This window comes from Aquimarina megaterium XH134 (genome assembly GCF_000520975.1).
Taxonomy (GTDB): domain Bacteria; phylum Bacteroidota; class Bacteroidia; order Flavobacteriales; family Flavobacteriaceae; genus Aquimarina; species Aquimarina megaterium.
In genome coordinates this window covers 247,499-272,376 of the sequence record NZ_JACB01000003.1, presented here as the reverse complement: position 1 = coordinate 272,376, position 24,878 = coordinate 247,499, and the positions used below count along the sequence as shown (strand labels likewise).

The window sequence follows — 24,878 nt, the reverse complement described above, 5'->3', positions numbered from 1 at the left end:
ACACTAACCATTTTTATAATAATCAATTAAAACTTTTAAAAAATTTAAATCATGAAAAAACTTTTTTTTATTCTATCAATCATTATCTCGGTTTCACAACTGCAAGCACAAGATATTCCTGAAAACGCTATAGGAATTCGATTATCAGAAGGTGTTATAGGAGATGAAGGCTTTGGTCCCGAAATTACATACCAGCGACAAATAATAAGTGAACATAATAGAATTGATGCCAATTTAGGCTTTAAAACAAATTCTTTTATCTCTACATATCGTGGTGGAGTATTTTTTCATTGGACATATAATATTTGGGATAAACTAAATTGGTTTGCTGGCCCAGGTGCAGGTGCAGGGTATATAGATTTTAAAACCCGATACCTTGGTGTGATTATTGGTGATGTAGATAGAGATGGTGAATTTTTCCCTTACATCGGAGCAGATTTTGGAGTTGATTATCGTTTTGATTTCCCACTTCAGGTGGCATTTAGTATTCGTCCTACATTTGATATCCATGATATCGATCGATCAAACGGATTTAGAGACGTAGACAATACCGGAGTAAATGTTGGTATTTCTGCCAGATATACATTTTAGGCAAACATCATAAAATAATAACCAAAAACCCCCTTGTTATACCATAACAAGGGGGTTTTAATTTTAAAAATAAATGATATTATACTGCTGATAAAGCACTCTCATACATTTTTATATATAGCGGGATAATGTTACTTATATCAAATTTCATTGCCTCTCTATATGCATTTTCCTTAAAGGTTTCTAATCTGCTATCATTTTCCAGAATTTTGATCGAATTTTCTGACATGTCTTTTACATCTCCTATATCACTCATATAACCAGAAACACCATGGTTATTAACTTCTGGAATCCCTCCTGCATTACTCGATATTACAGGCACCTTATTTACCATCGCTTCTAATGCCGCCAGACCAAAACTTTCTCGTTCTGATGGAAGTAAAAACAAATCAGAAAAGCACAGTATCTTATCTATTTCATTACTGTTACCAAAGAAAACCACTTTATCTTTTATACCAAGTTCTTTACATCTTTCTTCTGCCGGTTTACGCTCCGGGCCTTCTCCAACCATCAACAACTTTGCAGGCATCTTTTTCTGAATATTATAAAAAATATCTACAACATCAGTAATACGTTTTACAGCTCTAAAATTACTAATATGAGTAACTATACGTTCTTCTGCAGTTGCCATGAGTTCTCGCTGGCAATCTGTAAAACTAGTCTTTCTCTGGCTCGCATCAATAAAATTAGGGACTACCTCAATATCATTTTTGATATCAAACAGACGTAATGTGTCGTCTTTAAGGCTTTGAGATACAGAAGTAACCATATCACTTTTATTGATGCTAAATGTTACTGCCGGTTTATAAAAAGGATGGTTTCCTACCAAGGTAATATCAGTACCGTGTAATGTAGTTACCATAGGAACATAAATTCCTTCTTCTTCAAGCATTTTTTTTGCCATATATCCCGCATATGCATGCGGAATTGCATAATGAACATGAAGTACATCAATTTTATACTTTTTAATGGTATCTACTAATTTACTAGATAATGCCAATTCGTATGGTTGATAATGAAAAAGAGGGTATGTAGGTACGTTAACTTCATGAAAATGAATATTCGGATTCAACAGGTTTAGCCTAACAGGTTGTTTGTAGGTAATAAAATGTACTTCGTGGTTTAGTTTTGCCAAAGCAATCCCTAATTCTGTGGCTACCACTCCACTACCTCCAAAGGTAGGATAACAGACTATAGCAATTTTCATTCAAATAATTTTTCTTGTGGTACAAGGTACAAGAAAATTGATATTAGATATTGTTAAAAGAGTTGTAAAAAAAAGCAGATCATAAGCCGGATTCTGTTTCCCGATATATCGGGTCCTTATCATTTATCTAGACTAATAATTACTTATCAGTTCAAACCGCCTACCCTCCAACATTGGGCGCACAACCCTCAAAAGCTGGTTTACATGGCGTTGCACCGTATAGAGTTTACCTGGTTTCACTACAGCATTACCTGTACATACTTTCTGCTGCACTTGTCCTCGCCTTACGACGGACGGGCGTTACCCGCTATACTGTGCTATGGTGTCCGGACTTTCCTCCCCCGAATAATCGAGAGCGATAAGGTGATCTGCTTTGTGCAAAAGTATTATAATTCTGAACTTAGAATTCAGAATTCAGCATTATTTTTTGGCTGTTAATAACTAAAAATAAAAACCGATGTCTATAATTTATTTTTTGTAAGCAATTTTTAACTTTGTAGCGATGGAGCATTTTATAGTATCAGCACGTAAATACAGACCCCAAACATTTAAGGATGTTGTAGGGCAACAAGCAATTACCAATACACTGCTTAATGCTATAGAAAACAATCATCTTGCACAAGCTTTATTATTCACCGGACCAAGAGGAGTAGGAAAAACTTCGTGTGCCAGAATTCTTGCAAAAACAATTAATCAGGATGGAAATGAGCATCCTGATGAAGATTTTGCTTTTAATATTTTTGAACTCGATGCAGCCTCAAACAATTCTGTTGATGATATTAGAAGTCTTATCGACCAAGTTCGCATCCCTCCCCAGGTTGGAAAATATAAAGTATATATTATTGATGAGGTACATATGCTTTCTCAAGCGGCCTTTAATGCTTTTTTAAAAACATTAGAAGAACCTCCTAAACATGCAATTTTTATCCTGGCTACGACAGAAAAGCATAAAATCATACCTACAATTTTATCGCGATGTCAAATATTCGACTTTAAACGCATTACTGTAACTGATGCAAAAAATCACTTAATGCAAGTAGCAGTGCAAGAAGGAATTACTGCTGATGAAGACGCTTTGCAAATTATCGCTCAAAAAGCAGATGGAGCAATGCGAGATGCGCTATCAATCTTTGATAGAGTTGTTAGTTTTAGTGGAAAAAATTTAACCAGACAGGCAGTAACTGAAAACCTAAATGTATTAGATTATGAAACTTATTTCAAAACTACTGATTTAATACTTGAGAACAATATCCCACAACTCCTTATAAAATTTAACGAAATTCTTGCCCAAGGTTTTGATGGGCATCATTTTGTATCTGGACTTGCATCGCACTTTAGAGATTTATTAGTATGTAAAAATCAAGCTACTATCAATCTTCTCGAAGTGGGACAACAAACGAAGACTAAGTATTTAGAACAATCACAAAAAGCTCCCCATGGTTTTCTTATTAAAGGTATTGAGATTGCTAATGATTGTGATCTAAAATATAAAACCAGTCGCAATCAAAGACTGCTGGTTGAGTTATGCCTAATGCAGCTTGCCTCTATCCTTGTGGATGGAGAAAAAAAAAATGACAAACCCTACATAATTCCTCCTTCTTATTTTAAGGAAAAAGGAATTAAGCCAGTTAAAATTTCATCTGAAATAAAAGAAAAGGTTTTAGAAAAAACCGAAACCGAAAAACAAAATAGCACACCTCCTCAAACAGAAGAAAAACAAGAACCTTCAACTACTCCTGTTTCTGAGGTTTCACAAGACAAAGATACAGAACCTCATATTCAAGAAGAAAATTCTGAGGATACAATTACCGCTGAAGCTCCTGTAGTAGAGAAAAAATCAGTTTTAATAAATAAGAAACGCAAAACTTCTGGATTATCGCTAAGTAGTATTAAGAGGAAGAAAGAACATGAAGAAAGTAAAGAAGAGCAGGTAATTGATCCTGAAAATTTACCAAAAGAAGAATTTACAGAATCACAAATGCAGGAAGGCTGGATAGAATATGGTAAAATGCAAGATAAAAAAGGAGAACGTATTATCGGATCTATGTTTGCTATGAATATTCCTACCCTTGATAAAGGTTATATTTCATTAGAATTACCTAACCAATCGATGAAGATTGATATGGAAGCTGCTCAATCTGGATTATTGCAGTTTTTATTCAAAAAATTAAAAAATTACAGTATTGAAATGAAGATTACTGTAAACGAAGAAGCTTCTAAAAAATATGCTTTCACCCCTCAGGATAAATATGAAAAATTAAGAGAAAAAAACCCTCTTATTGATAAGTTACGCTCCTCTTTTGATTTAGATATTTAGTTTTGTCTTGTCTTGTCTTTAAAATTATTTATTTTTTTAATATTCATAAAGTATTTGATCATCTGAGTTCTTTATATTAAGCAGTACCTTATTACCATCTACTTTTAACCCAAGAATATTAAACGATATTTCTTTGGTAATAAATGCATTACATAACTCCTCATTTTTTAAAGACAATCTCAAATTCCTTTGTGGTGGATTGGTTTCCAAAATCTCTTCAGAATCAATAAGTTTTAACTCCCAGGTATCTCCACTACATCCACTAGAGCCAAAACTGATTTTCAAACAATTTCCATTTATTTTTAAACTACTTATTGTTAGATTATGATTTGGTTCACTAACATATTGTTTTGAGTTAATTACAGTTAATTGATCGCAACTATCTGTATTATTATTGTCATCATCACTGTTACAAGCCAAAATTCCGAATATTACGATTAGACCAATCAGTTTTTTTGTATTCATGGTATCTACTTTTTAATAAGATGAATAAAAATCTATAAGGTTGCTTAGAGTAAGGATAAATGAAAAATTTAATATTTTCTTTCGAATCTTAGTTCTATAATGAGTTACTTCATAAATTTGTGATTATTATTAAAAAACACCAGAACCATGTTAGGCTTAAAACTTCCTACAGACCCTAGATGGGTGAATATTGTAGAAAAAAACATTGAAGAAATTCTTACAGATCATGCATACTGTGAGCAAAAAGCTACTTCTACAGCTATATCGCTTATGGTGAGTTTTCCTGAATACACAGAATTAGTGCAAGAAATGGTAAAACTGGTAAAAGAAGAAATAAGTCATTTTAAAATGGTTCATGATAAAATCCTTGAACGAGGTTGGATTTTGGGTAGAGATCGAAAAGATGATTATGTGGTTCAATTAATAACTTTTTTCCCAAAAGGAGGAAGTAGAACAACCCAGCTTGTACATCGTTTATTATATGCGGCTTTGATTGAAGCCAGAAGTTGTGAGCGTTTTAAATTATTATCTGAAGAATTAGAAGATCAGGAACTAGCTGACTTTTATAGAAGTCTGATGGTAAGTGAAGCTAATCATTATACTATGTTTTTAAATTTTGCACGCCAATATGGAAATCGTGAAGAAGTCGATAAAAAGTGGCAGGAATTACTAGTTTTTGAAGCAGAAATAATGAAATCTTTGGGAAATAAAGAAACGATTCATGGATAACAAGATAGATTAAAATAGAATAAAGCTACCTTTCGATAGCTTTATTCATTACATCACAAGTAAAGATAATATAACAATCTGAACTGTGAAAACGGACTTTTAATCCTTACCGCATAAATTGGTATACGGATTAACACTTATCCTTTTTAAAATGGTATAAAAGCAGATACTTTATAAAATTCGTCCGATGCTCCTACATCTGTAACCAGGTTAGCTCCTGCAGAAAATCTAAATGCCATACCGTTATCAAGTTTTAATTTCACAGAACCTCCTAAATAACGATATACCTGTATATTCTTATTAACATCGTCATTTTCTAGGTTCATAAAGGCTAATTCTTCAAAAAAACCACCTAACACTAAACGATCACTTACATTAATTCCGGGTGCTGCCCAAAAAAGAAGTAAATCTTTGGTCGAGATATCATCTCTATCTCTTAACGATTTATAATAAGCCAGATATGCTTCTATATCAAAAATGGAGTTATGGTATGCTACAAAAGTATTAGGGATTACGGCCTCTCCTATCTTTGTACCTGCAACATCAGAAAAGAATTTACCGTGCGCAAACCCAATTCCTGGGTTAAGAAATAATTTTCCGTCCATTAGTTTAAATCCTAATCCAATACCAGTTTCTAATAATTGATCACTACCAGATTCTGGGGTTCCGAAAGAAGGATTCGTCCAGAACATACTATAAAAAGTAATATCGAAATTTTTATTAGTTTCAAAACCTCCTAAAAATAAGGTTGAAAACCCCGCAACACTGTTTTGGATCACTTTTACTGCTAATGTTGCTTTTTTCTTTTTCTCTTCTTGTCCTTGTATTGTTGAATACTGAAAACCTATTGCAATTAATATTATTATGAGTTTTTTCATGATTTAGTTTCTTTAATTATGTGTTTAATGATTAGTGAGCTTGAATGATTTGTTTTTGATTAGGTATAGAAAAGTTAGCTTTTCGTTTTTCTACAAAAGCCTGCATACCTTCTTTTTGGTGTTCTGTAGCGAATAATGCATGAAAGGCTCTTCTTTCATATAGCACTCCCTCGCGAAGACTTAACTCCATAGCTCTATCTATAGCTTCTCTTGCAACCATAGCTGTTGTTTTACTATAAGAAGCAATAACTGCTGCAGCTTCTACAGATTCTTCTAATAAGGTTTCTACTGGTATTATACGAGATACCAATCCTGATCGTTCTGCTTCTTCTGCATTCATTAAACGTCCGGTAAGAATCAAATCCATAGCCTTTGTTTTTCCTACCATTTTTGTTAAGCGTTGGGTTCCGCCGATACCTGGGATCACTCCCAGTTTTATTTCTGGTTGACCAAATTTTGCTGTATTCGATGCATAAATAATGTCACACATCATAGCTAATTCGCATCCTCCACCTAAAGCATACCCTGATACGGCAGCAATTTTAGGTGTTCTAATCGCTGTAAAAGCTTCCCAAGCAGCAAAATAATTTTCATGAAACATATCCATATAGGATTTATTTTCCATTTCTTTTATGTCTGCTCCTGCCGCAAACGCTTTTTTAGATCCTGTGATTACAAAACACCCTACACTTGGGTCCTTATCTAGTTTCTGCATAACAGAAACCATTTCTTGCATTAATTCACTATTTAGTGCATTTAATGCTTTTGGGCGATTTAAGGTTATAATCACTACCCGTTTTCTTTGTTCGATTTTTATATTCATAGTTTTAATTTTTACATAGCATCTCCTAAAGACTATTCATTTTTTAAAGATGTCTTTATTAAAATTGCTGGTTTCAGCTATGTGTTGTTGTATAAAAAAGTTGAGTTTGTGTTAGTACATATTTAAGTTTAAGAATCCCAAATTGCGCCATATGCTGGTATCCCTCTACTTTCCATTCCGTAGACTACTTTCCAGGTAAGTTTTTTATTAGAAATACATATTACTGCTTCTGCATCAAAATCTTTATATGCTTTGTATGCAAGCTTCACCATATCGGGTTTTCCATGTGCATCTGTATCCCATATGATAGCTTCTGGTTGTGATTCGAGAATTTCTTCTACCAATTCATCTCCATATGTTTTTCTTGGATTTCGCGTTGCCCATATTAAACGAGCGGGAGTTTCTCTAGAAAAAAGATGTGGTAAACATGGGCCAATACCGCTACCTGTTGCTACCCAAATGACCTTTTTAAATAACTTATCAACATTTCCTACTCCTGCGGTAGTAATTCCCTTAACCCATAAGTATTTTGGCATATCATCAATAAGCTCACCTGTCCAGTCTCCTGCTCTCGAGATAGTTAGTCGAAATCCATCTCTGCCTGGCTCTGGTACATTTGCAAAAGAATGCCACTCCATTAAGGGATCTCTACTAATCGCCGTAGAGGAGCCGGCAAAAGGAGTTTCTCCATAATTGAATCTTGCCAGAATAACATGATTTGATGGTCTTGTAATATCGACTTCTACTTTTTTTAGTCTTAACCATGGTAATACAATACTAATCGTTATTACTGTTAATGCCCAAAAACTAAAAGAATCGAATACGTTTTCTAAAAAAGGTTGCTCTGAACCATTCTTGCTTAATATAAGCATTGTTTGTACCCAAAATAATATTAGTGCTGTCCATCCACCAAATCGATGCGTTTTTTCAAAACTATTATGAAATTTTGCTCTTAATTTTGGCAAAGCCATAATAATCATAAAAACTAAAATCCCTGTAAGCATTGTAGTTACCCATAACAATGTAATGTCCTTAGAAGTTTCATTTTGAGGATTAAAAAAATCATAATATAAGGATCCCATAAACACTATAAACCAAAGGGTTCCACTTATTGTCCCACCGATATGAATTCCTCCAAAATGATATATTTTCCCTGCTCTTCTTCTTATCGACAAAGGCCAACTTGTAGGAATACTAGTCGCAACCCAAAACAAGAAATTAATAATATATTGTTGTCTAATAAGGATCCCTATTGTAAAGTTAATCAATGTGATTTTAGAGATAATATCCAAGCGCATTTCTTGCTGAGACCACCAATTACCCTCTGTTGCCCCATAGATCATTATTCCTATATTTGCTATTAAAAGCAGTGCAAATAAACGATAGTAGTGCATTAGTTTTTCTCCTTTCCATATCCTACTAAAAGATTTTTTTTGAGGAGGTAACTGTACCATTTCTAAATTAGGAATTTCATCATTTTCTACAGGTTTTTGACCTGTTATTGAGGAGGTTGTTTTTTCTTCCTGTTCTTGTTTAAGAGGGATCAGATTCATTAATTTCGTTTTATCTATTTTACCACGGTCTGTCATTGGAAGTTCCGGCATAGCGACCACTATTGCAGGAACACAGTAGTATGGGAGTACTTCTTCTACCTGTTTTTTAACTTTTTCCTGGTCAATATCCTCTGGGCTTACAAAGGATATTAAAGTTCTATTATCTATTTTTAAAGTAGCTGCTCTTTTACTTTCTGGCATTTTCTCTATAATAGAGGATACAGAATCCAATTCTACTCTAAACCCGCATATCTTTACCTGATCATCGGTTCTTCCCAAATGTTCTAATTCACCATCTAAAGTCCATCTTCCCAAATCTCGTGTTCTGAACATTTTTTTACCTTGACCCAGAAATGGGTCATCTACATATCTTTCATTTGTTAACTCTTGATTATTGATATATCCGTGAGTTACACAAAGACCTCCTGCCCACATTTCACCAGGTTCGCCTATGCTACAGGGTTTCAAGTTTTCGTCTAAAACATATACTGTATTATTTGGTGTAGGTTTTCCTATGGTAAGTAATTCATCTGTTGGAAAAAACCGCTTTACGGTATTGATAATTGTAGTTTCGGTAGGTCCGCAAGAGTTATGAAAAGCACAAAACGAAGACCATTTTTCTGCTAAAATCCTAGGACAAGGCTCACCTGCAACTATAGCTACGCGAACATTCTGGCAACGAGTAACATCTAAAGAACTAAGAATCGTTGGTGTAGAAATCACTACATCTACCTCACTTACTGTTTCTTGAATATTTTTTCCGCGTATAACTAAGGTAGCTCCGTTTGCCAAACTCCCCAGAATTTCCCAAACAGACATATCAAAAGCAATGCTTAAAATTTGTCCTACTTTTAATCCAGGTCTCATTCCTAAATTACCCGGTGACGTAAGGAGTATATTACACGTATTTCCATGGCTAACCTGGACTCCATTAGGATCTCCAGTTGTTCCTGATGTAAAAATTATATAGCAAATATCATTTTCGGTGACAGGTACACTTGGTAGTATAATTTCCTTATTACTATTTGTATTTGATTTTAAAAAATCATCTATTACAATAAGTTTATTATCGTTTATTGCGGGTACTAAATCTTTAAACTCTGATAAAGTGAGTACTAATTTTATACTTGCCGACTTGACAACATACCTTAATTGCTCATCTTTGGCTAGTCCGATATGCTGAGGAACATAAGCACCTCCTGCTTTTAAGATGGCCAATATCCCTACTAACATTGGTATTGATCGTTGAACAAATAACCCAACATTATCACCTTTTTGAACTCCATTTTTTATGAGTTCTAAAGCCAGTAAATTTGCCTGATGGTCTAATTCTTTATAAGTGATTACCTCACCTAAATAACTAGCAGCAATAGCGTTAGGATTTACCTTGGCATGAGCCTCAAATGCATGATGTATGCATCTATACGGAACTCTGGTTATTGGTCCTTGACCAAATCTTTGAAAAAGATATTGATCTGATAATGATAAATTCGCTATTGTAGATTTTATAAAAGTATCGCCCGGTACTAAGGGTATATGCCCAAAAGTGTCACGTACTTCTGCTTCAGAAGTAGCATGAGAAACTGTAGTTTCCATAATAAAAATACCTTTCTAATTTAATCTACTAAATGAAATTATCTGATATCGACTTCTGGGAATATTATTTTTATAGAGGTCGTATATACCTCTACACGTTGAGTTTGTGCGCTTCATGAGTTTGTGCAAATTAAGAGTTAATATTTGTTGCATCGAAATTAGAAACGCATAGAAATTATTGATATAAAAATTCTAACACTTAATCATTTTTATTTTAGTTATGATTAGTATGATATTACATTTTTAGCGTAAAAAGAATGTGTTTAAGTCACAATAAAAAACTTAATTATCTGTTAACAATTCGATTTTTTAACATTTATTTAATGAAAGTCAGTAAATAATTCAATTTCTAAAAATAACCCCTATTATGTGCTTTGAATTATTAAACATTCTAGTAAAAAACAATCAATACAAGTGTAACATTTATTATCAAAATGAGATTATAAAAAGTACTGGGGCATGCTCTAAGAAGATCTATCTTATTAAGAATGGAGTTATGAAAATTGGTTGTTTCACTGACCACGGAGCGGAGGTAGTTCTTATTATATTGACAAAAAATCAAGTTTTTGGAGCAAGCTCTATTTTTATAGACTTTTGTTCATATTGTATATATGAATCTCTTAGTGAAGAAACAAAAGTGTATGAATTTGATAAAAACATCATACAAAAAACGATAAAAAAAAACCCTAATCTTTATAAAGATTTTTTGTCAATACTAGGTAAGGAATATCAGGAATATGAAAACAGAATAAAAACACTTCAGATTCAATCTGCAGAATTACGGTTGATAAAAGTGCTCTTTGAATTTAAAGAAAAATTTGGGAGTCCTTACAATTCTGAAAAAATTATTATAAACTCTCCTCTTAATCAAAATGAGTTGTCTAATTACATTAGGGTTTCTAGAGTAACAGCCAATAAAATCATTAATAAATTTAATAGTAACCTTTTGTTAGAATATAGCAACAAAAGTATTATCATAAAGAAGTCTTTCTTTGATAACTATAAGCAATATAATGTATAATATTTTTACCCTATTATTATAACTTATAACCAAAAGAGAGTTGAATATTCCTATTACTTCCTTTTGCTCCTCCAGGAATATCTTCATCATCTATAATATTAGAGACCCCAAAACCATATCGTAAATCAGCAAAGAAATTCTCTGTAATACGTACTCCAACACCTGCAACTGCAGATAAGTTAAATGTGTTAAAATTGGTTTCTCCTGCCGAATTATCTTCCCATTCCCATATTTTAAGCCCTACTTGAGGGCCAACATGCACATTAAACAATTCAGAAAAATTATATTTAAGCACTATTGGTAATTGAAGATAGTCTACTCTTAGGGATTCGTCATCATTACCTAAAGAAGAATATTGAAACTCTGGTTGAGCACTCCATTTTTGGTTAATAGGAATTTCTGCTAAGAACCCTGCTACTATACCAAATCTGCTATCTTTAAGGTTTTCGGGAATATCATCAGAACTAATAGAACTAAGGTTAGCTCCAAGTCTTATTCCATATGCAATCTCTTGAGCTTGAGATTTTAAAACAACAAACATTAATAAAACCACAGCGAATAGTACTGTTTTTTTCATAGTATAAATATTAGGTTACGGTTCAATTTAGTACAAAATAATGGATTTTCATTAACATTTTAGAGCTCCACACAGATTATTACTCTCTAAAAATCGATAAAACGTATTACTTATGAATTTCAACGATTATTTAGTTTTTCATTATATAATGATTTTATAATCCCGTCTGATAGACCAATTTTTGGAACAAAGATTTCTCTAGAACCACTCCATTTCATTGCCGAAAGATATATTCGAGTAGCTGGAATAATCACATCTGCTCTATCTTGATTTAAATTAAGTTGCCAAATTCTTTCTTCATAGGTTAAAGAATTAAGCAATTTATAATATGAACTTAGGTATAAAAAAGATAGTGGTTTACCCATTCTTTTACCACTATTCTTAAAAATATTATTAATGTTTCCTCCAGATCCAATTAAAGAAACTTTACGATAGCCTATAATACTTTCCTTAATCCAATCTTCTACATTTTTCCATACTTCATCAGAAACCAGATTATTAAGAAGTCTTACTGTTCCTAATTTAAAAGATCTGGATTTAACAGTATTTCCATTATGGTATAATGTAAACTCTGTACTACCACCTCCAACATCTACATATAGATATGTGGCATCTGTATTTATCAACTCGTGTAAATCGGTCATTGCAATTATAGCGGCTTCATCTTTACCATCTATAATATCTATTTGAATACCTGTTTTCTCTTTTATAAGGTGAGCTACTTCTTCTCCATTCTCAGCTTCTCGCATAGCAGATGTTGCACAAGCTTTATATCTAATCACTTTATGCGTTTTCATTAATAGCTGATACGCCTGCATAGCGTCTATCATTCTAGTAATATTTTCATGAGAAACCCGTCCGGATTTAAAAACATCTTCTCCTAATCGTATGGGTACTCTAACCAGGCTTGTTTTTTTAAATCTAGTAGTTTTTCCTTTCTCTTCATGAATACTACTTATTAATAATCGTACTGCATTGGAACCTATATCTATGGCTCCATATTTTTCTATAGTTAACAAAATAATTAATTTCCTAGTTTTTTTAAATAATAGTCGTATGTGGCTTTTTGTGATCTTACTTTCTCATTGTCGTTTTTAATGTACACATTATCTTGCTCTTTAGAAAGCCTTCTGGCTTTAACATTATCGTTCCAGCAAATATCAAAAGTATCCATTAATTCTAATTTGATATCCTCATCATAGATGGGACAAGAAATTTCTACTCTTCTATCTAAGTTACGTGTCATCCAATCTGCCGATGATATATATACTTTTGGCTCTCCTCCGTTTTGAAATATGTATAATCGCGTGTGCTCTAAAAACTTATCTATTACACTTATTGCTCGTATATTTTCACTCATTCCCGGAATACCAGGTATCAAACAACAAATACCTCTAATAATTAAGTCTATTTTCACTCCTGCTCTACTTGCTTCATATAGTTTATCTATCATATCATAATCACTCAGGCTATTTAATTTTAGTTTAATTCCTGCAGGTTTACCTTCTTTTACATTTCTAATTTCTTTTTCTATTAGTTTTACCAGAGAAGATCTTGTGTAATGTGGGGACACCAATAAATGTTTATAGCGGTTTATTTTATAATTTATTTCAAAAAATTTAAATACTCTATTGGTTTCCTTCAGAATAGATTCATTGGTTGTAAACAAAGTATAATCGGTATAGATTTTTGCTGTAGATTCATTAAAATTTCCTGTACTTATAAAACCATATCGTTTAAGTTTTCCTTTTTCTTCTCGTTCGATTACACATGCTTTACAATGTACTTTAAGCCCGGTAACTCCAAAAATCAAATGTATACCTTCTCTTTGCATTTGCTCTGCATAACGAATATTTGCAGCTTCGTCGAAACGAGCTTGTAATTCTATTTGCACAGTAACATTTTTACCATTTTTGGCAGCATTTATAAGAGAACTGGCAATATGAGATATATTTGCCAATCTGTATATCGTAATTTTAATACTTTTTACTTTTGGATCAATTGCAGATTCTCGTAAAAATTTTACGGTATATGAGAACGTGTGATAAGGTGTGTATTGCAGAAAATCTTTTTTGGCAATCTTATCTAATAAGCTTCCTTGCAAAACAAGACCGGGTATAGCTAAAGGTTTAATTGGTTGGTATACCAAGTTAATAGCTCCCAAATCTGGAAAATTCATATAATCTCTGCGATTATGGTATCTTCCTCCAGGAATAATACTATCTGTATTATCAACTCCCATTTTTTCCATTAAAAAATCAAGGGTATCTCTTTCGATAGTTTTATCATATACAAATCGAACTGGTTCTCCGTCACGACGAGATCGTACACTACTTGATATTTTTTGAATAAAACTTTTACTTAAATCATTATCAAAATCCAACTGAGCGTCCCGGGTTATTTTAATCATATGAGCTGACGCTCTAACATAATCAAAAATACTAAAGTTAATATGCATACAATACCTGATCAAATCATCTAAAATGATAATGAATTGTTTTCCATCCTTTTCTGGAAGTACAACAAATCGATCTGTATTTTTTGGTATCTCGATTAGTGCATATATTTTTTCTTTGGTGGTTTGTTGTAATATTTTGGAGATTCGTCCTTCTTTAGGGACTTTATCTTTTAGTACCAGTTTTACTGCCAAGTACGCTACACTATCTTTTAAATGAGGAAATTTTTCTAGATCATTTAGTATATAAGTAACTAAAGCTGGGCTAACTTTACTTACAAAATAGTTACGGATAAAGGCATCTTGATCTGGTGTAACCTGATTTTCATCAATAATAAAAATATTATGATTTTCAAGTTCAATTTTAATATTATCAATGGTTTTAAGGCTTTCTGCCTGTTGCTTGATAACTATATTTGTAATCTTTTCTAGTAGTTCGTTTGCCGTGGTACCCTTAAGTACATTTTTTCCATCCTTTCCTGCCAGGTCTATTCGTTTAATGGTAGCATACCTCACTTTAAAAAACTCATCCAAATTATTAGAAAATATCCCTATAAAACGTAATCTTTCTAACAGTGGAACTGTATCATCTGCAGCTTCTTGTAATACTCTCGCATTAAACTGAAGCCAACCTAATTCTCTATTAACATATTGATTTTTAATATTTTCTGTCATTATCTCAAAGATTTAGGAAAAATTGTTAATAAGTTTTTTCCTACAGAAATATTTTGCCACATATCCACTTCAAATTCTATAGCAACTACTCCAGCAGTCGGTAGATTATCTATATGTTGATCTCCATAAAGATTAGCGATCGAAGTAAAAGCATGATTATGTCCGAATATCATTAAAGTATTAATATCATTATGACAATTTTTTATTACATCAATAACCTGGGTTCCCTCAAAATCATAAAGTTTTGGTTCTAAAGAAAATATGTTTTCAGGAATATCTAAATGACTTACAATAATTTTTGCAGTACTATATGCCCTTTTAGCTGGGCTACATAAAACTTTATCAATCGGTCCTACCAGTGTTTTCAATTGCTCACCAACCAATCCGGCATCTCTTACTCCTCTATCATTAAGTGGTCTTTTATCATCCGATACATCAAATTCCCAAGAAGATTTTGCGTGTCTTATTATATATAAAGTTTTCATGAATCTGATACTATTTTAGCAAAAATGAAGTTATTTAATACAAGTTTAAGGATTCGTTTTTACAAATCTTAAATATAAGAATATAAAAAATCAATTTTTATGTAATTATAGCTAAGATTGGTTTTCATATTTAGCTGTTTTACTTATCAAATAATTAATATAAAAATAACAGACAAAAGAGCTAAAATAATGAAAATGAACATAATAAACATTTGATTTTAATCGATAAAAATGGTATTTACATCGAAAACATGTTTTTTTTCGTATAAAATTAAATGTTAAAATATAAATTTACATACGGTTTTCCCTTAAATCAGAGTGTTTCCCCCCAAACATTATGAGCACAAATTTATCATAATATCAGTAGGGTAATAAAAAACAAGAAAGGTGGAAAAAGTGATTACTATAAAAAGAAATCTTAAATGGTTTCAAAATATGTTCCTACTTATTTTCATATGCAGTATTGGTTCTACAATTGCATATGGGCAAGTAGAGGTGCCTCTTAAGAAGCGTACAGAATTAACACTTAAGGGGGATTTCAAGTTTGTATCTAATACTGTTCTGGGTAAAGTTAGTAATGATGATGGAACTGATGTATTTGATCCTAATGAAAGCTACAATGATGGTGGATTAAATAACCTGTTTAAGATGGGCTTTATCGATATTGATAATGATCCAACTACTTTTAATTCTAGTAGTGCAGATTTGGATATTGATTCTAACTGTAATGCTATTAAACATGTTGGTTTATATTGGACAGCTGCTTATGCAGATGATAGCAGACAACATGATATTACTTCTATAAAAATAAAATATCCAGGACAACAATCTTATTCGACCATTAGTAATGGACAAATAATTCATGATTACTATAATGATAGCGAATCTTTGTTCAAACAATATTCTTGCTATAAAGATATCACTGCAGATATTTTAGAATTAGAAAACCCATTAGGAACATATACTGTTGCTAACATCCCTGCTACTACTAGTGCGATAAATGATGATGAAACTTTAGGTAATGGCCTTGCCGGTGGGTGGACAATGGTTGTAATTTATGAGGATGACACCAAACCAAGAAAAAGATTTTATGTATATGATGGGTTTGTAAATATTGACTCAAAAGCAAAACCTGTAGCTTTTTCTTTTAACAATTTTCAAACTATTCCTAATGGAGCAGTTCACGGGAAAATAGGTGTAATTGCTTATGAAGGAGACAAAGGAATTATAGGAGATCGTTTCCAGGTAATGTCTAATGAAACTAACAGATATAAAAGTCTTGCAGATGGTATTAATCCTATGAACAACTTCTTTAATGCCAATATCACCGAAAATGGAAAAAATGTAAAAACCAGAGTCCCTGCCAGCCAAAACACATTGGGATATGATGCCGATTTATTTGATATAAAAAATGTAAGAAATAGTATTATAGGCAACAATCAAACAGAAGCTAAATTTAGATTATCAACCAATAATGATGGGTATTCTGTCATGGCAGTTGCATTTAGTGTAGAAATATACGAACCTGCAATTCATATTGTAAAAAGATCAAAATATACTGCTAATAATCAATATATTCACCCAAATGATGTTTTAGCTCCAAAACAAGAAATAACGTATAATCTTACCATATATAATGATGGTAATGATGATGCAAAAAATACTATCATAAAAGATGTTTTACCAAAAAATGTAGTCTTTTCTGAAAAAACTATGATTTTACCCTCTAAAAGAATAAAGGTAAAATATGATAAAGCATCTCGAACATTAAACTTTATAGTACCTAATAAAATGGTAAAAACAGATAGTGAACCATTTAAAATTAGTTATAATGTGATTGTAGACACCGAATGTGAATCAATTAATACAATTGATGATATTCTTGTAGTGGATCAACCAGTGATGGCCGAGTTTAATGGAACGCTAAATGAAACCGTAAAATATTCTAAAGGGTATAATCATATCAACTCTTGTGAACTACCTGATTTCTATCAATTTAAGTTAGCTATAGATATTAGCGAATTAAACTGTCCTAATGCCAGCCGTCTTGTTTCTATTCCTAAAAAGAAAATGAATAGTCAATTTGCTGCAGTAATACCAGGAGAGATGGATGAGGTAACCAAATCTAATAACACCAAAAGTGGAGGTATTGCATCGGGAGATATTGTACAGTCTAGTGGCACACCCGATTCACCTTTAAAATCAGATTTAAAATTAACCAAAACCATAAATGATCTGATAAATTTGAATGAAATTTATTTTGATTTTGATAAATGGGATATCACCAAAAAAGCAGAAATTGAACTTGATAAAGTGGTAGATATTATGAATAATGACTACCCAAATATGGTAATCAAAATAGAAACACATTCTGATAGTCGTGGTGAAGAAAATTATAACCTAACGCTTTCTCAAAAAAGAGCAGAATCTATTTATAATTATCTGATAAGTAAAAATATATCTAAAAACAGAATTCTCTCTTATGTTGGATTTGGAGAAACCAGACCTGTTAATAACTGTAAAGATGGAGAAGACTGTTCTGAAGACCAATACCAAAAGAACAGACGTTCTAGTTTTGTAATTATGTAATCTTTTTCACGGAGACAATCTTTCTATCTGCCAATTCTTTTTTTGATTAGTATAACGAATTCGATCATGCAATCGATTAGCTCTACCTTGCCAAAATTCGAACTCAATAGGTGCTATACAATACCCTCCCCAAAATTTAGGCTTAGGTATATCGGTATCTTTATATTCCTTTTCTAAAGATTGTAATCGTTTTTCTAATGCTTCTCTTGATTTAATCACCTCGCTTTGATCAGATGCCAAAGCTCCTAATTGACTCCCTCTTGGGCGAGATAAAAAATAACGAGTACTCTCTTGTTCTTCTATTTTTTGTGCTGTGCCTTTAATAATAACCTGTCGTTCTAAATTAGGCCAAAAAAAGGAAATGCATACTTTATTATTAGCAGCTATAGCTTTACCTTTTTCTGAAGAATAATTAGTATAAAACACAAAACCGTCTTCGTCAAAATGTTTTAACAATACTATTCTTGCTTTTGGAAATCCGTCTAATCCTGTGGTAGTTATTGTCATTGCATTAGCCTCATCAACTCCGCCAGCCTCTTCTACCTCTGCAAACCATTCAGAAAAAAGATTAAAAGGAGAATCTGGAAGATTTTCTTCCTCTAAAAAACTTTTTTCATATGACTTTCTGTACGCTGTTAGATCTCTATTCATTATCTCAAATTATTATGCAATTTACCTATTTTTAAAATATAGAAAACAATAATAAGTAGATAATTTTTACCATATCAATACTCAAACACTTTACCATCATCAGCTATTTCTACATCATCAAAAACAGTTTTTGCTTCTTCCCTAAAAAGTTCAATGTTTTCATACCTGGTAGAATAATGGCCCAAAATCAAGGATCCAACATTTGCTTTTTTGGCAATAGTAGCTGCTTCAATGGCCGAACTATGACCAGTTTTTGCACACAAATGTTTATGACTTTCTAAAAAAGTAGATTCGTGATACAATACTGTAACGTCTTTGATTAAAGGAATTTTCTCTTCGTTATATTTAGTATCACTACAAAATGCGTAGCTCTTAACGGGTTTAGGAGGGTCGGTTAGCTCTTCATTAGAAATCACAGTGCCATTGTCTAAAACAACATCTTTTCCTTTTTTTATAGCACGATAATATGCCTTATCAATACCATAATCAGATACCTTGTCTATTAACAAGGTTCGATCTCCTGGTTTTTCCTGAAATAAAAACCCATTACAATATACTCTATGTTGCAAAGGTATTGTATGTACTATTACTTTTTCATCTTCGAAAACAATTTCTGATTCTGTATTGGTAAGTTCATGAAAGTATAACGGGTAATCTGTCCACGAATTAGAAAGTTTTAATTGTAATGTAATAACTTCTTTTATTCCCTTAGGACCATGAATATGTAATGGTGCATCCCTACCAAGCAATCTAAAAGTAGATACTAATCCAATTAGTCCGAAAAAGTGGTCTCCATGAAGATGTGAAATAAAAATATGTTTGATTCTTGAAAACTTGATTTTATTTCGTCGTAATTCTACTTGAGTACCTTCACCACAATCAATTAAAAAGATATGGTTGTTTATTTCTAAGACCTGAGAAGTAGGATTTGTAAATGTTCGGGGAGTTGCAGAATAGCAACCTAAAATCGTAAGTTTCAAAATTATTTTTCCTATTTATTAAACAGGTTGTGAATATAATCTAATCTTATTTATAAATCAATTTAACGACCAAAAGAATCAAACGATGTTAATAATGATATATATCCTTTGGCATCAAGATTTCTTCTATACCCTGTTACTCCTAATACTTTTCCTTCCTTATCCAAAACTAGAATAACAGGAAAAACCCATTTTCTGTTATATTTTTGAGCAAGTACCTCATTTTTCTTTTGTTGAGTCAAAGAAAGTTTATTTTTTTTCCGCTTAGGAAAATCTGCCTTTACCCAAATAAATTTTTGATCAGCAAATTCTATAAACTCCTGATTAGAAAAAATATTTCTTTCTAATTTAATACAGGGTGGGCACCAATCTGATCCGGTAAAAAACAATACAATATTTTGATCTTTTTCTTTTGCTAATGACTTTGCTTCATCAAAATCATATTTCCAGTCCTGAGCAATAACATCATGACCAAAAAACACAAAAAAGAGTATACTTACAATTGGGGCTAATCTGTTCATAACCTATCAGACGAAAAGCAACATAAATAATTACAAAAAGTTGAGTTTTTTAAAAACCCAAATCTCTTTCTATTTCTTCCATCTCTACCAAATCATACGCTTCTTGTAGTGTAGGAACAATTGTTATTTCATGTAAGACTTCATCATAGGATATCTTATTTGTAACAATCACGAATGAATGTTTAGCGGCTTTATGCTTATTAGAAATCCTTAAAAATTCATTAACATCATCTACAGAGATTTGTTCTAATGAAAACAAGTTAACAATTATGTTATCATTTTCCAGGGAAGCATACTTGTCTTCAAGACCATTAACAAATTCAATAATTGTAGTTTTTTCTTGTGTGATTATAGTAGTAGAACCTTCTTTATTAAAAATCATAAATTATCGTTTAATTTTTGAAGCTAAAAGATATATTACAGCCATTCGCACTGCAACTCCATTCTGTACCTGATCCAATATTATGGCTTGGTTAGAATCAGCAACATCACTCGTGATTTCTACTCCACGATTGATTGGTCCTGGGTGCATGATTACAATTTCCTTATTCAGACTATCCAATAACTTTTTATTTACTCCAAATTGTTGGGTATATTCTCGTGTTGATGGAAAATAACTAATCTCCATTCTTTCATTTTGTACACGCAACATATTGGCTACATCGCACCACTCTAGTGCTTTTCTTAGATCTGTTTCGACCTCAACTCCTAATTTCTCGATATATTTAGGAATCAGAGTTTTGGGGCCACAAACTTTTACTTCGGCTCCTTGTAATTTTAAAGCAAAGATATTAGAAAGTGCAACTCTAGAGTGCAAAATATCTCCTACGATCACAACCTTCTTTCCTCCTACCTCTCCTAATCGTTCACGTATAGAATAGGAGTCTAATAAAGCTTGTGTAGGATGCTCATGAGCACCATCCCCTGCATTAACAATACTTGCATCAACATGTTTAGAAAGAAAAACCCCGGCTCCCGGATTAGGATGCCTCATGACTACCATATCTACTTTCATAGAAAGAATATTATTAACGGTATCAATGAGTGTTTCTCCTTTCTTTACAGAAGAAGATGCTGCAGAAAAATTAATTACATCTGCAGAAAGTCTTTTTTCTGCTAATTCGAAAGATAATCTTGTTCTTGTACTATTTTCAAAGAAAAGATTCGCAATCGTTATGTCTCTAAGCGAAGGAACTTTTTTAATTGGCCGATTAATAACTTCTTTAAAGTGATCAGCAGTCTCAAAGATTAAATCAATATCTTCTTTATTTAGATATTTTATTCCCAATAAGTGATGTACACTTAATTCGCTCATTCGTCTTAATTTATAATTTTAAATAAAACAATCTTATTTAGAGATCTTAATTTTCTATTAAATACACGGCATCTTTGCCATCATTTTCTATCCAATCTACTTTTACTTTTTCTTGATTTATAGCATCTACCTGGCGACCTCTATAATTAGGCTGTATAGGTAAATGTCTACTAAAACGCCTATCAATTAATGTTAGTAGTTCGATTTCCTGTGGTCTTCCAAAGGATTGCACAGCTGTTAAAGCTGCTCTAATACTTCTCCCAGTATACAGCACATCATCAATAAATACAATTCGCTTATCTTCTACTACAAAATCTATATGAGTTTTATTAGCCTCAAGAATTTTTTCTCCTCTCCTAAAATCATCTCGATAAAATGTAATATCAAGGTAACCTAATTTGACATCTGTTACCATATAGTCATCAACCAAAATTTTCTTAATACGATCGGCTAAAAAAGCTCCTCTTGGCTGAATACCAATTAAAACAGTATCTCTAAAATGCGTGTGATTTTCAATTAATTGACAAGCCAAACGGTGCAGAATTATATCAATCTCTTTCGCACTAAGTAGTAATTTTTGACTCATAATCTCCAAATGGATATCTGGAATACAAAAGTAGTGAAATTTTAGAACAATACAATTCAATTTCTAAATAACATACTATAGAAAATCTACTTTGCAGAAAACACATTAATGTGAATTAGTCGTTCTAAATTCGTAGTATCTATAAAAGAGGTGAATTCAATAGAATTAGCTATAAAAAAAGGCGTAATTGTCGTATTACGCCTTCATCAAATAATCCTTTACACTATATTCCCCCTGCTAATAATACAAACGAGTTTTTGGATACCGGAGAAACTTCATAATTCTTTATATTCTCAATAGTTTCCATGTATTTTTCAGCTTCTAAAAATGCTGTTTCCAAAGCACTTAAATCTGAGCTTTCTTGTACCACAATAGTTTTAGACATAATACCACCATCTGTATATTCTATTGTTATTTTCCATTTTTTGATAGAATGAAAACTTTTATTCTCAACTGCTTTTTTTGTTTTTTTACTTTTTGGTTCAGTATCTGTATTCTTTTTTACAGATGTTATAATCGCTTTATCATTTGCTACAACTGCCAACCTATTTGTTTCTTTGGCATTTGCCTGAATGATTATTAAAAAATTTAATGTAAATATGATTACCCTGTTTATATTTTTCATTTTAAAAAACGTTTATGATTTTTTACAATGCAAATATCAGGAAGCTTCATCCTTAGTACTATACCACTAATAGTGAAAATGTCGTCCCGTTTTTCAGGGATATAAAAACATCATAATTCAACCACACCAATACATTATCATATAGTAATATCATTATATTATGATTCAATAACCGTGTTATTTCTTTTTGCGATATATATCAAAACCCCATGTATAATTACGATCACAGCATATTTAAAGAAAGTAGAGCTGTAATTTTACATAGAGTAAACTCAAAATAGGCAGGAGTCACAACAACCCTGAATACAGTGTATTCTAAAAAACAAAAGGCCGTTCTTACGAACGGCCTTTGTTATATTAAAAAGTGTTGAGAAACTAGTTCCCTCCTTTTTCCATCTTAGCTTTAAGATCTGCTAATGCATCGATATCTCCAAGCGTTGTTTTTTCTGCTGAACCTGTAGCAGCTTTCTTCGCAGCTTGTTTAACGATTTTAGCTTCTTCTTCTTTGAATAAAGCTGTATGAGAAGCAACCACTCTCTTGAATTCTTTATTGAATTCAATAATTTGGAACTCTGCCTCATCACCTTTCTTAAGCTTGCTTCCATCTTCTTTTTCAAGATGACGAGAAGGTACAAAAGCAACAACATCTTCGTTGAAATCTATAGTAGCACCTTTGTCTACAATTTCACCGATGGTTGCAGTATGCTTAGTTCCTAAAGCAAATTCTCCTTCATATTTATCCCAAGGATTATCTTCTGTTTGCTTATGACCAAGACTTAACTTACGTCCTTCTACATCAAGCTCAAGAACAATTACATCAAGTTTATCACCTACATTAGTAAAGTCTGATGGGTGCTTAATTTTCTTAGTCCATGAAAGATCTGAGATATAAATTAAACCATCGATACCTTCTTCTAATTCTACGAATACACCAAAATTAGTGAAGTTACGAACGATACCATTATGCTTAGATCCAACAGGATATTTAGTCGTAATATCTGTCCATGGATCTGGAGTTAATTGCTTGATACCAAGAGACATTTTACGCTCTTCTCTATCTAAGGTAAGAATTACTGCTTCTACCTGATCACCTACTTTTACGAAATCTTGTGCAGAACGTAAATGTGTAGACCAAGACATTTCTGAAACGTGAATTAATCCTTCTACTCCTTCTTCAACTTCAATAAAAGCACCGTAATCAGCAATTACAACAACTTTACCTTTAACCTTATCACCTACTTTAAGTTCTTTATCAAGAGCTTCCCATGGGTGTGGTTTTAATTGTTTAAGACCTAATTGAATACGAGTCTTAGCCTCATCAAAGTCTAAGATAACTACATTCAACTTCTGATCAAGTTCAACGATCTCATTTGGATGATTGATTCTAGACCAAGAAAGATCTGTAATATGAACTAATCCATCAACTCCTCCAAGATCAACAAATACACCGTAAGAAGTAACATTCTTAACAGTACCTTCTAATACTTGACCTTTTTCTAATTGACCAATAATTTCTTTTTTCTGCTCTTCGATATCTGCTTCGATAAGTGCTTTATGCGATACAACAACGTTTTTGAATTCGTGGTTTATTTTTACCACTTTAAATTCCATTGTTTTTCCTACATACGCATCATAATCACGAATTGGCTTCACATCGATCTGAGAACCTGGTAAGAATGCTTCGATACCAAATACATCTACGATCATACCACCTTTGGTTCTACATTTTACAAAACCATTTACGATTTCACCTGTATCATGAGCACCATTTACTCTATCCCATGCTTTAATTACACGAGCTTTACGGTGAGATAAAATTAATTGACCTGTTGCATCTTCACGCACATCAATTAAAACCTCTACCTTGTCTCCTACTTTAAGATCTGGGTTATAACGAAATTCGTTTAATGAGATAACACCTTCACTTTTGGCATTGATATCAATAATAGCATCACGATCTGTGATGTTAATTACTGTTCCATCTACTACCTCATCATTTAGGGTATCTACAAAATTCTCGGCAACTAACTTTTCAAATTCTTCAAGTTTCGAATCAGCGATAGGATCTATCCCTTCTTCGTAGTTATGCCAATTAAAATCTTTTAGGAATTGTTCAGGGTTTGCTTGTTGCGGAGTTTCAGCTACTGCTTTCTTCTCTACTTCCTGAACGTCTGTGTTTTTTGTTTCTTCAGACATTGAAGATAAAATTTGTATCCTGTATATTATTGAGAATCAAGAC

22 protein-coding genes and 1 other RNA gene are annotated in these 24,878 nt (G+C 32.3%); 5 read left to right on the top strand and 18 right to left on the bottom strand.

Translation table 11 applies throughout. The features are described from left to right. Positions 1 to 51 precede the first annotated feature (51 nt). On the top strand, positions 52 to 591 hold the full coding sequence (locus Z053_RS0104020; RefSeq protein ID WP_025663751.1) for a hypothetical protein: 540 nt from the start codon (positions 52 to 54) through the stop codon (positions 589 to 591). 79 nt (positions 592 to 670) lie between these two features. On the opposite strand, the gene bshA is transcribed toward Z053_RS0104020, so the two are convergent. After that, complete coding sequence (bshA, locus tag Z053_RS0104015) at positions 671 to 1,798, bottom strand: N-acetyl-alpha-D-glucosaminyl L-malate synthase BshA (protein WP_025663750.1); 1,128 nt, start codon at positions 1,796 to 1,798, stop codon at positions 671 to 673. Positions 1,799 to 1,865: 67 nt separating this feature from the next. Beyond that, positions 1,866 to 2,173: RNase P RNA component class A (gene rnpB / locus Z053_RS29855), an RNA gene on the bottom strand. 127 nt (positions 2,174 to 2,300) lie between these two features. On the opposite strand from rnpB, the gene Z053_RS0104010 reads away from it, so the two are divergent. Further along, a complete protein-coding gene (locus Z053_RS0104010; RefSeq protein ID WP_025663749.1) occupies positions 2,301 to 4,115 on the top strand; it encodes a DNA polymerase III subunit gamma/tau in 1,815 nt (604 codons plus the stop codon). A 36-nt stretch (positions 4,116 to 4,151) separates the two neighbouring features. Here the strand turns inward: Z053_RS0104010 and Z053_RS0104005 are convergent, their stop codons facing one another. Continuing rightward, positions 4,152 to 4,580, bottom strand: coding sequence for a hypothetical protein (locus tag Z053_RS0104005; protein WP_025663748.1), 429 nt, complete (start codon positions 4,578 to 4,580; stop codon positions 4,152 to 4,154). A gap of 147 nt (positions 4,581 to 4,727) precedes the next feature. Here Z053_RS0104005 and miaE point away from each other — a divergent pair, with 147 nt between their 5' ends. Next, complete coding sequence (gene miaE / locus Z053_RS0104000) at positions 4,728 to 5,309, top strand: tRNA-(ms[2]io[6]A)-hydroxylase (protein WP_025663747.1); 582 nt, start codon at positions 4,728 to 4,730, stop codon at positions 5,307 to 5,309. Positions 5,310 to 5,455: 146 nt separating this feature from the next. On the opposite strand, the gene Z053_RS29800 is transcribed toward miaE, so the two are convergent. From Z053_RS29800 to Z053_RS31830, 3 genes are all read right to left on the bottom strand, one after another. Beyond that, positions 5,456 to 6,187: a DUF6733 family protein gene (locus Z053_RS29800; protein ID WP_025663746.1), complete on the bottom strand. Its 732-nt coding sequence runs from the start codon at positions 6,185 to 6,187 to the stop codon at positions 5,456 to 5,458. Between the two features lie 31 nt (positions 6,188 to 6,218). Next, positions 6,219 to 7,010 carry an enoyl-CoA hydratase gene (locus Z053_RS0103990; protein ID WP_025663745.1) on the bottom strand — a complete coding sequence of 264 codons (792 nt, stop codon included), beginning with the start codon at positions 7,008 to 7,010 and terminating at the stop codon, positions 6,219 to 6,221. 128 nt (positions 7,011 to 7,138) lie between these two features. Continuing rightward, positions 7,139 to 10,159, bottom strand: a complete 3,021-nt coding sequence (locus tag Z053_RS31830; RefSeq protein ID WP_025663744.1) for an amino acid adenylation domain-containing protein — start codon at positions 10,157 to 10,159, stop codon at positions 7,139 to 7,141. Between the two features lie 367 nt (positions 10,160 to 10,526). On the opposite strand from Z053_RS31830, the gene Z053_RS0103980 reads away from it, so the two are divergent. Next, complete coding sequence (locus Z053_RS0103980) at positions 10,527 to 11,180, top strand: Crp/Fnr family transcriptional regulator (RefSeq protein WP_025663743.1); 654 nt, start codon at positions 10,527 to 10,529, stop codon at positions 11,178 to 11,180. A gap of 16 nt (positions 11,181 to 11,196) precedes the next feature. Here Z053_RS0103980 and Z053_RS0103975 read toward each other — a convergent pair whose 3' ends face one another. The 4 genes from Z053_RS0103975 to Z053_RS0103960 all read right to left on the bottom strand — a co-directional run bounded on the left by Z053_RS0103975 (position 11,197) and on the right by Z053_RS0103960 (position 15,372). Then, positions 11,197 to 11,757, bottom strand: a complete 561-nt coding sequence (locus tag Z053_RS0103975; protein ID WP_025663742.1) for a porin family protein — start codon at positions 11,755 to 11,757, stop codon at positions 11,197 to 11,199. A gap of 119 nt (positions 11,758 to 11,876) precedes the next feature. Further along, positions 11,877 to 12,776 (bottom strand): Ppx/GppA phosphatase family protein, encoded by a 900-nt coding sequence (locus tag Z053_RS0103970; protein ID WP_025663741.1) that lies wholly within the window; start codon positions 12,774 to 12,776, stop codon positions 11,877 to 11,879. Positions 12,777 to 12,781: 5 nt separating this feature from the next. Further along, positions 12,782 to 14,887 carry a polyphosphate kinase 1 gene (gene ppk1 / locus Z053_RS0103965; RefSeq protein ID WP_035094920.1) on the bottom strand — a complete coding sequence of 702 codons (2,106 nt, stop codon included), beginning with the start codon at positions 14,885 to 14,887 and terminating at the stop codon, positions 12,782 to 12,784. Continuing rightward, positions 14,887 to 15,372 carry a SixA phosphatase family protein gene (locus tag Z053_RS0103960; protein ID WP_025663739.1) on the bottom strand — a complete coding sequence of 162 codons (486 nt, stop codon included), beginning with the start codon at positions 15,370 to 15,372 and terminating at the stop codon, positions 14,887 to 14,889. Before Z053_RS0103960 ends, ppk1 begins: the two co-directional genes overlap by 1 nt. Before the next feature lie 387 nt (positions 15,373 to 15,759). Here Z053_RS0103960 and Z053_RS0103955 point away from each other — a divergent pair, with 387 nt between their 5' ends. Then, the gene (locus Z053_RS0103955) at positions 15,760 to 17,961 is read left to right on the top strand and encodes an OmpA family protein (protein ID WP_025663738.1); all 2,202 of its coding nucleotides are present in this window, start codon (positions 15,760 to 15,762) and stop codon (positions 17,959 to 17,961) included. 6 nt (positions 17,962 to 17,967) lie between these two features. On the opposite strand, the gene pdxH is transcribed toward Z053_RS0103955, so the two are convergent. From pdxH to rpsA, 8 genes are all read right to left on the bottom strand, one after another. Then, positions 17,968 to 18,612, bottom strand: a complete 645-nt coding sequence (gene pdxH / locus Z053_RS0103950; RefSeq protein WP_025663737.1) for a pyridoxamine 5'-phosphate oxidase — start codon at positions 18,610 to 18,612, stop codon at positions 17,968 to 17,970. Between the two features lie 74 nt (positions 18,613 to 18,686). Then, positions 18,687 to 19,592 (bottom strand): ribonuclease Z, encoded by a 906-nt coding sequence (locus Z053_RS0103945; protein ID WP_025663736.1) that lies wholly within the window; start codon positions 19,590 to 19,592, stop codon positions 18,687 to 18,689. Positions 19,593 to 19,654: 62 nt separating this feature from the next. After that, positions 19,655 to 20,113 carry a thioredoxin family protein gene (locus Z053_RS0103940; protein WP_025663735.1) on the bottom strand — a complete coding sequence of 153 codons (459 nt, stop codon included), beginning with the start codon at positions 20,111 to 20,113 and terminating at the stop codon, positions 19,655 to 19,657. 49 nt (positions 20,114 to 20,162) lie between these two features. Continuing rightward, positions 20,163 to 20,495 carry a hypothetical protein gene (locus Z053_RS0103935; RefSeq protein WP_025663734.1) on the bottom strand — a complete coding sequence of 111 codons (333 nt, stop codon included), beginning with the start codon at positions 20,493 to 20,495 and terminating at the stop codon, positions 20,163 to 20,165. 3 nt (positions 20,496 to 20,498) lie between these two features. Next, on the bottom strand, positions 20,499 to 21,428 hold the full coding sequence (locus Z053_RS0103930; RefSeq protein ID WP_025663733.1) for an aspartate carbamoyltransferase catalytic subunit: 930 nt from the start codon (positions 21,426 to 21,428) through the stop codon (positions 20,499 to 20,501). 46 nt (positions 21,429 to 21,474) lie between these two features. Continuing rightward, positions 21,475 to 22,014 carry a bifunctional pyr operon transcriptional regulator/uracil phosphoribosyltransferase PyrR gene (gene pyrR, locus Z053_RS0103925; RefSeq protein ID WP_025663732.1) on the bottom strand — a complete coding sequence of 180 codons (540 nt, stop codon included), beginning with the start codon at positions 22,012 to 22,014 and terminating at the stop codon, positions 21,475 to 21,477. 223 nt (positions 22,015 to 22,237) lie between these two features. Next, positions 22,238 to 22,639, bottom strand: a complete 402-nt coding sequence (locus Z053_RS0103920; protein WP_025663731.1) for a hypothetical protein — start codon at positions 22,637 to 22,639, stop codon at positions 22,238 to 22,240. Between the two features lie 375 nt (positions 22,640 to 23,014). Beyond that, on the bottom strand, positions 23,015 to 24,835 hold the full coding sequence (gene rpsA / locus Z053_RS0103915; protein WP_025663730.1) for a 30S ribosomal protein S1: 1,821 nt from the start codon (positions 24,833 to 24,835) through the stop codon (positions 23,015 to 23,017). Positions 24,836 to 24,878 lie beyond the last annotated feature (43 nt).

Bases quoted from the DNA above. Each gene is read 5' to 3' on its own strand.
- Z053_RS29800 (WP_025663746.1), bottom strand. From the start codon at position 6,187: ATGAAAAAACTCATAATAATATTAATTGCAATAGGTTTTCAGTATTCA.
- ppk1 (WP_035094920.1), bottom strand. From the start codon at position 14,887: ATGACAGAAAATATTAAAAATCAATATGTTAATAGAGAATTAGGTTGG.
- rpsA (WP_025663730.1), bottom strand. From the start codon at position 24,835: ATGTCTGAAGAAACAAAAAACACAGACGTTCAGGAAGTAGAGAAGAAA.
- Z053_RS0104020 (WP_025663751.1), top strand. From the start codon at position 52: ATGAAAAAACTTTTTTTTATTCTATCAATCATTATCTCGGTTTCACAA.
- Z053_RS0103960 (WP_025663739.1), bottom strand. From the start codon at position 15,372: ATGAAAACTTTATATATAATAAGACACGCAAAATCTTCTTGGGAATTT.
- Z053_RS0103980 (WP_025663743.1), top strand. From the start codon at position 10,527: ATGTGCTTTGAATTATTAAACATTCTAGTAAAAAACAATCAATACAAG.
- Z053_RS0103930 (WP_025663733.1), bottom strand. From the start codon at position 21,428: ATGAGCGAATTAAGTGTACATCACTTATTGGGAATAAAATATCTAAAT.
- pyrR (WP_025663732.1), bottom strand. From the start codon at position 22,014: ATGAGTCAAAAATTACTACTTAGTGCGAAAGAGATTGATATAATTCTG.
- Z053_RS0103920 (WP_025663731.1), bottom strand. From the start codon at position 22,639: ATGAAAAATATAAACAGGGTAATCATATTTACATTAAATTTTTTAATA.
- miaE (WP_025663747.1), top strand. From the start codon at position 4,728: ATGTTAGGCTTAAAACTTCCTACAGACCCTAGATGGGTGAATATTGTA.
- Z053_RS0103990 (WP_025663745.1), bottom strand. From the start codon at position 7,010: ATGAATATAAAAATCGAACAAAGAAAACGGGTAGTGATTATAACCTTA.
- Z053_RS0103940 (WP_025663735.1), bottom strand. From the start codon at position 20,113: ATGAACAGATTAGCCCCAATTGTAAGTATACTCTTTTTTGTGTTTTTT.
- Z053_RS31830 (WP_025663744.1), bottom strand. From the start codon at position 10,159: ATGGAAACTACAGTTTCTCATGCTACTTCTGAAGCAGAAGTACGTGAC.
- Z053_RS0103935 (WP_025663734.1), bottom strand. From the start codon at position 20,495: ATGATTTTTAATAAAGAAGGTTCTACTACTATAATCACACAAGAAAAA.
- Z053_RS0104010 (WP_025663749.1), top strand. From the start codon at position 2,301: ATGGAGCATTTTATAGTATCAGCACGTAAATACAGACCCCAAACATTT.
- bshA (WP_025663750.1), bottom strand. From the start codon at position 1,798: ATGAAAATTGCTATAGTCTGTTATCCTACCTTTGGAGGTAGTGGAGTG.
- Z053_RS0103975 (WP_025663742.1), bottom strand. From the start codon at position 11,757: ATGAAAAAAACAGTACTATTCGCTGTGGTTTTATTAATGTTTGTTGTT.
- Z053_RS0104005 (WP_025663748.1), bottom strand. From the start codon at position 4,580: ATGAATACAAAAAAACTGATTGGTCTAATCGTAATATTCGGAATTTTG.
- pdxH (WP_025663737.1), bottom strand. From the start codon at position 18,612: ATGAATAGAGATCTAACAGCGTACAGAAAGTCATATGAAAAAAGTTTT.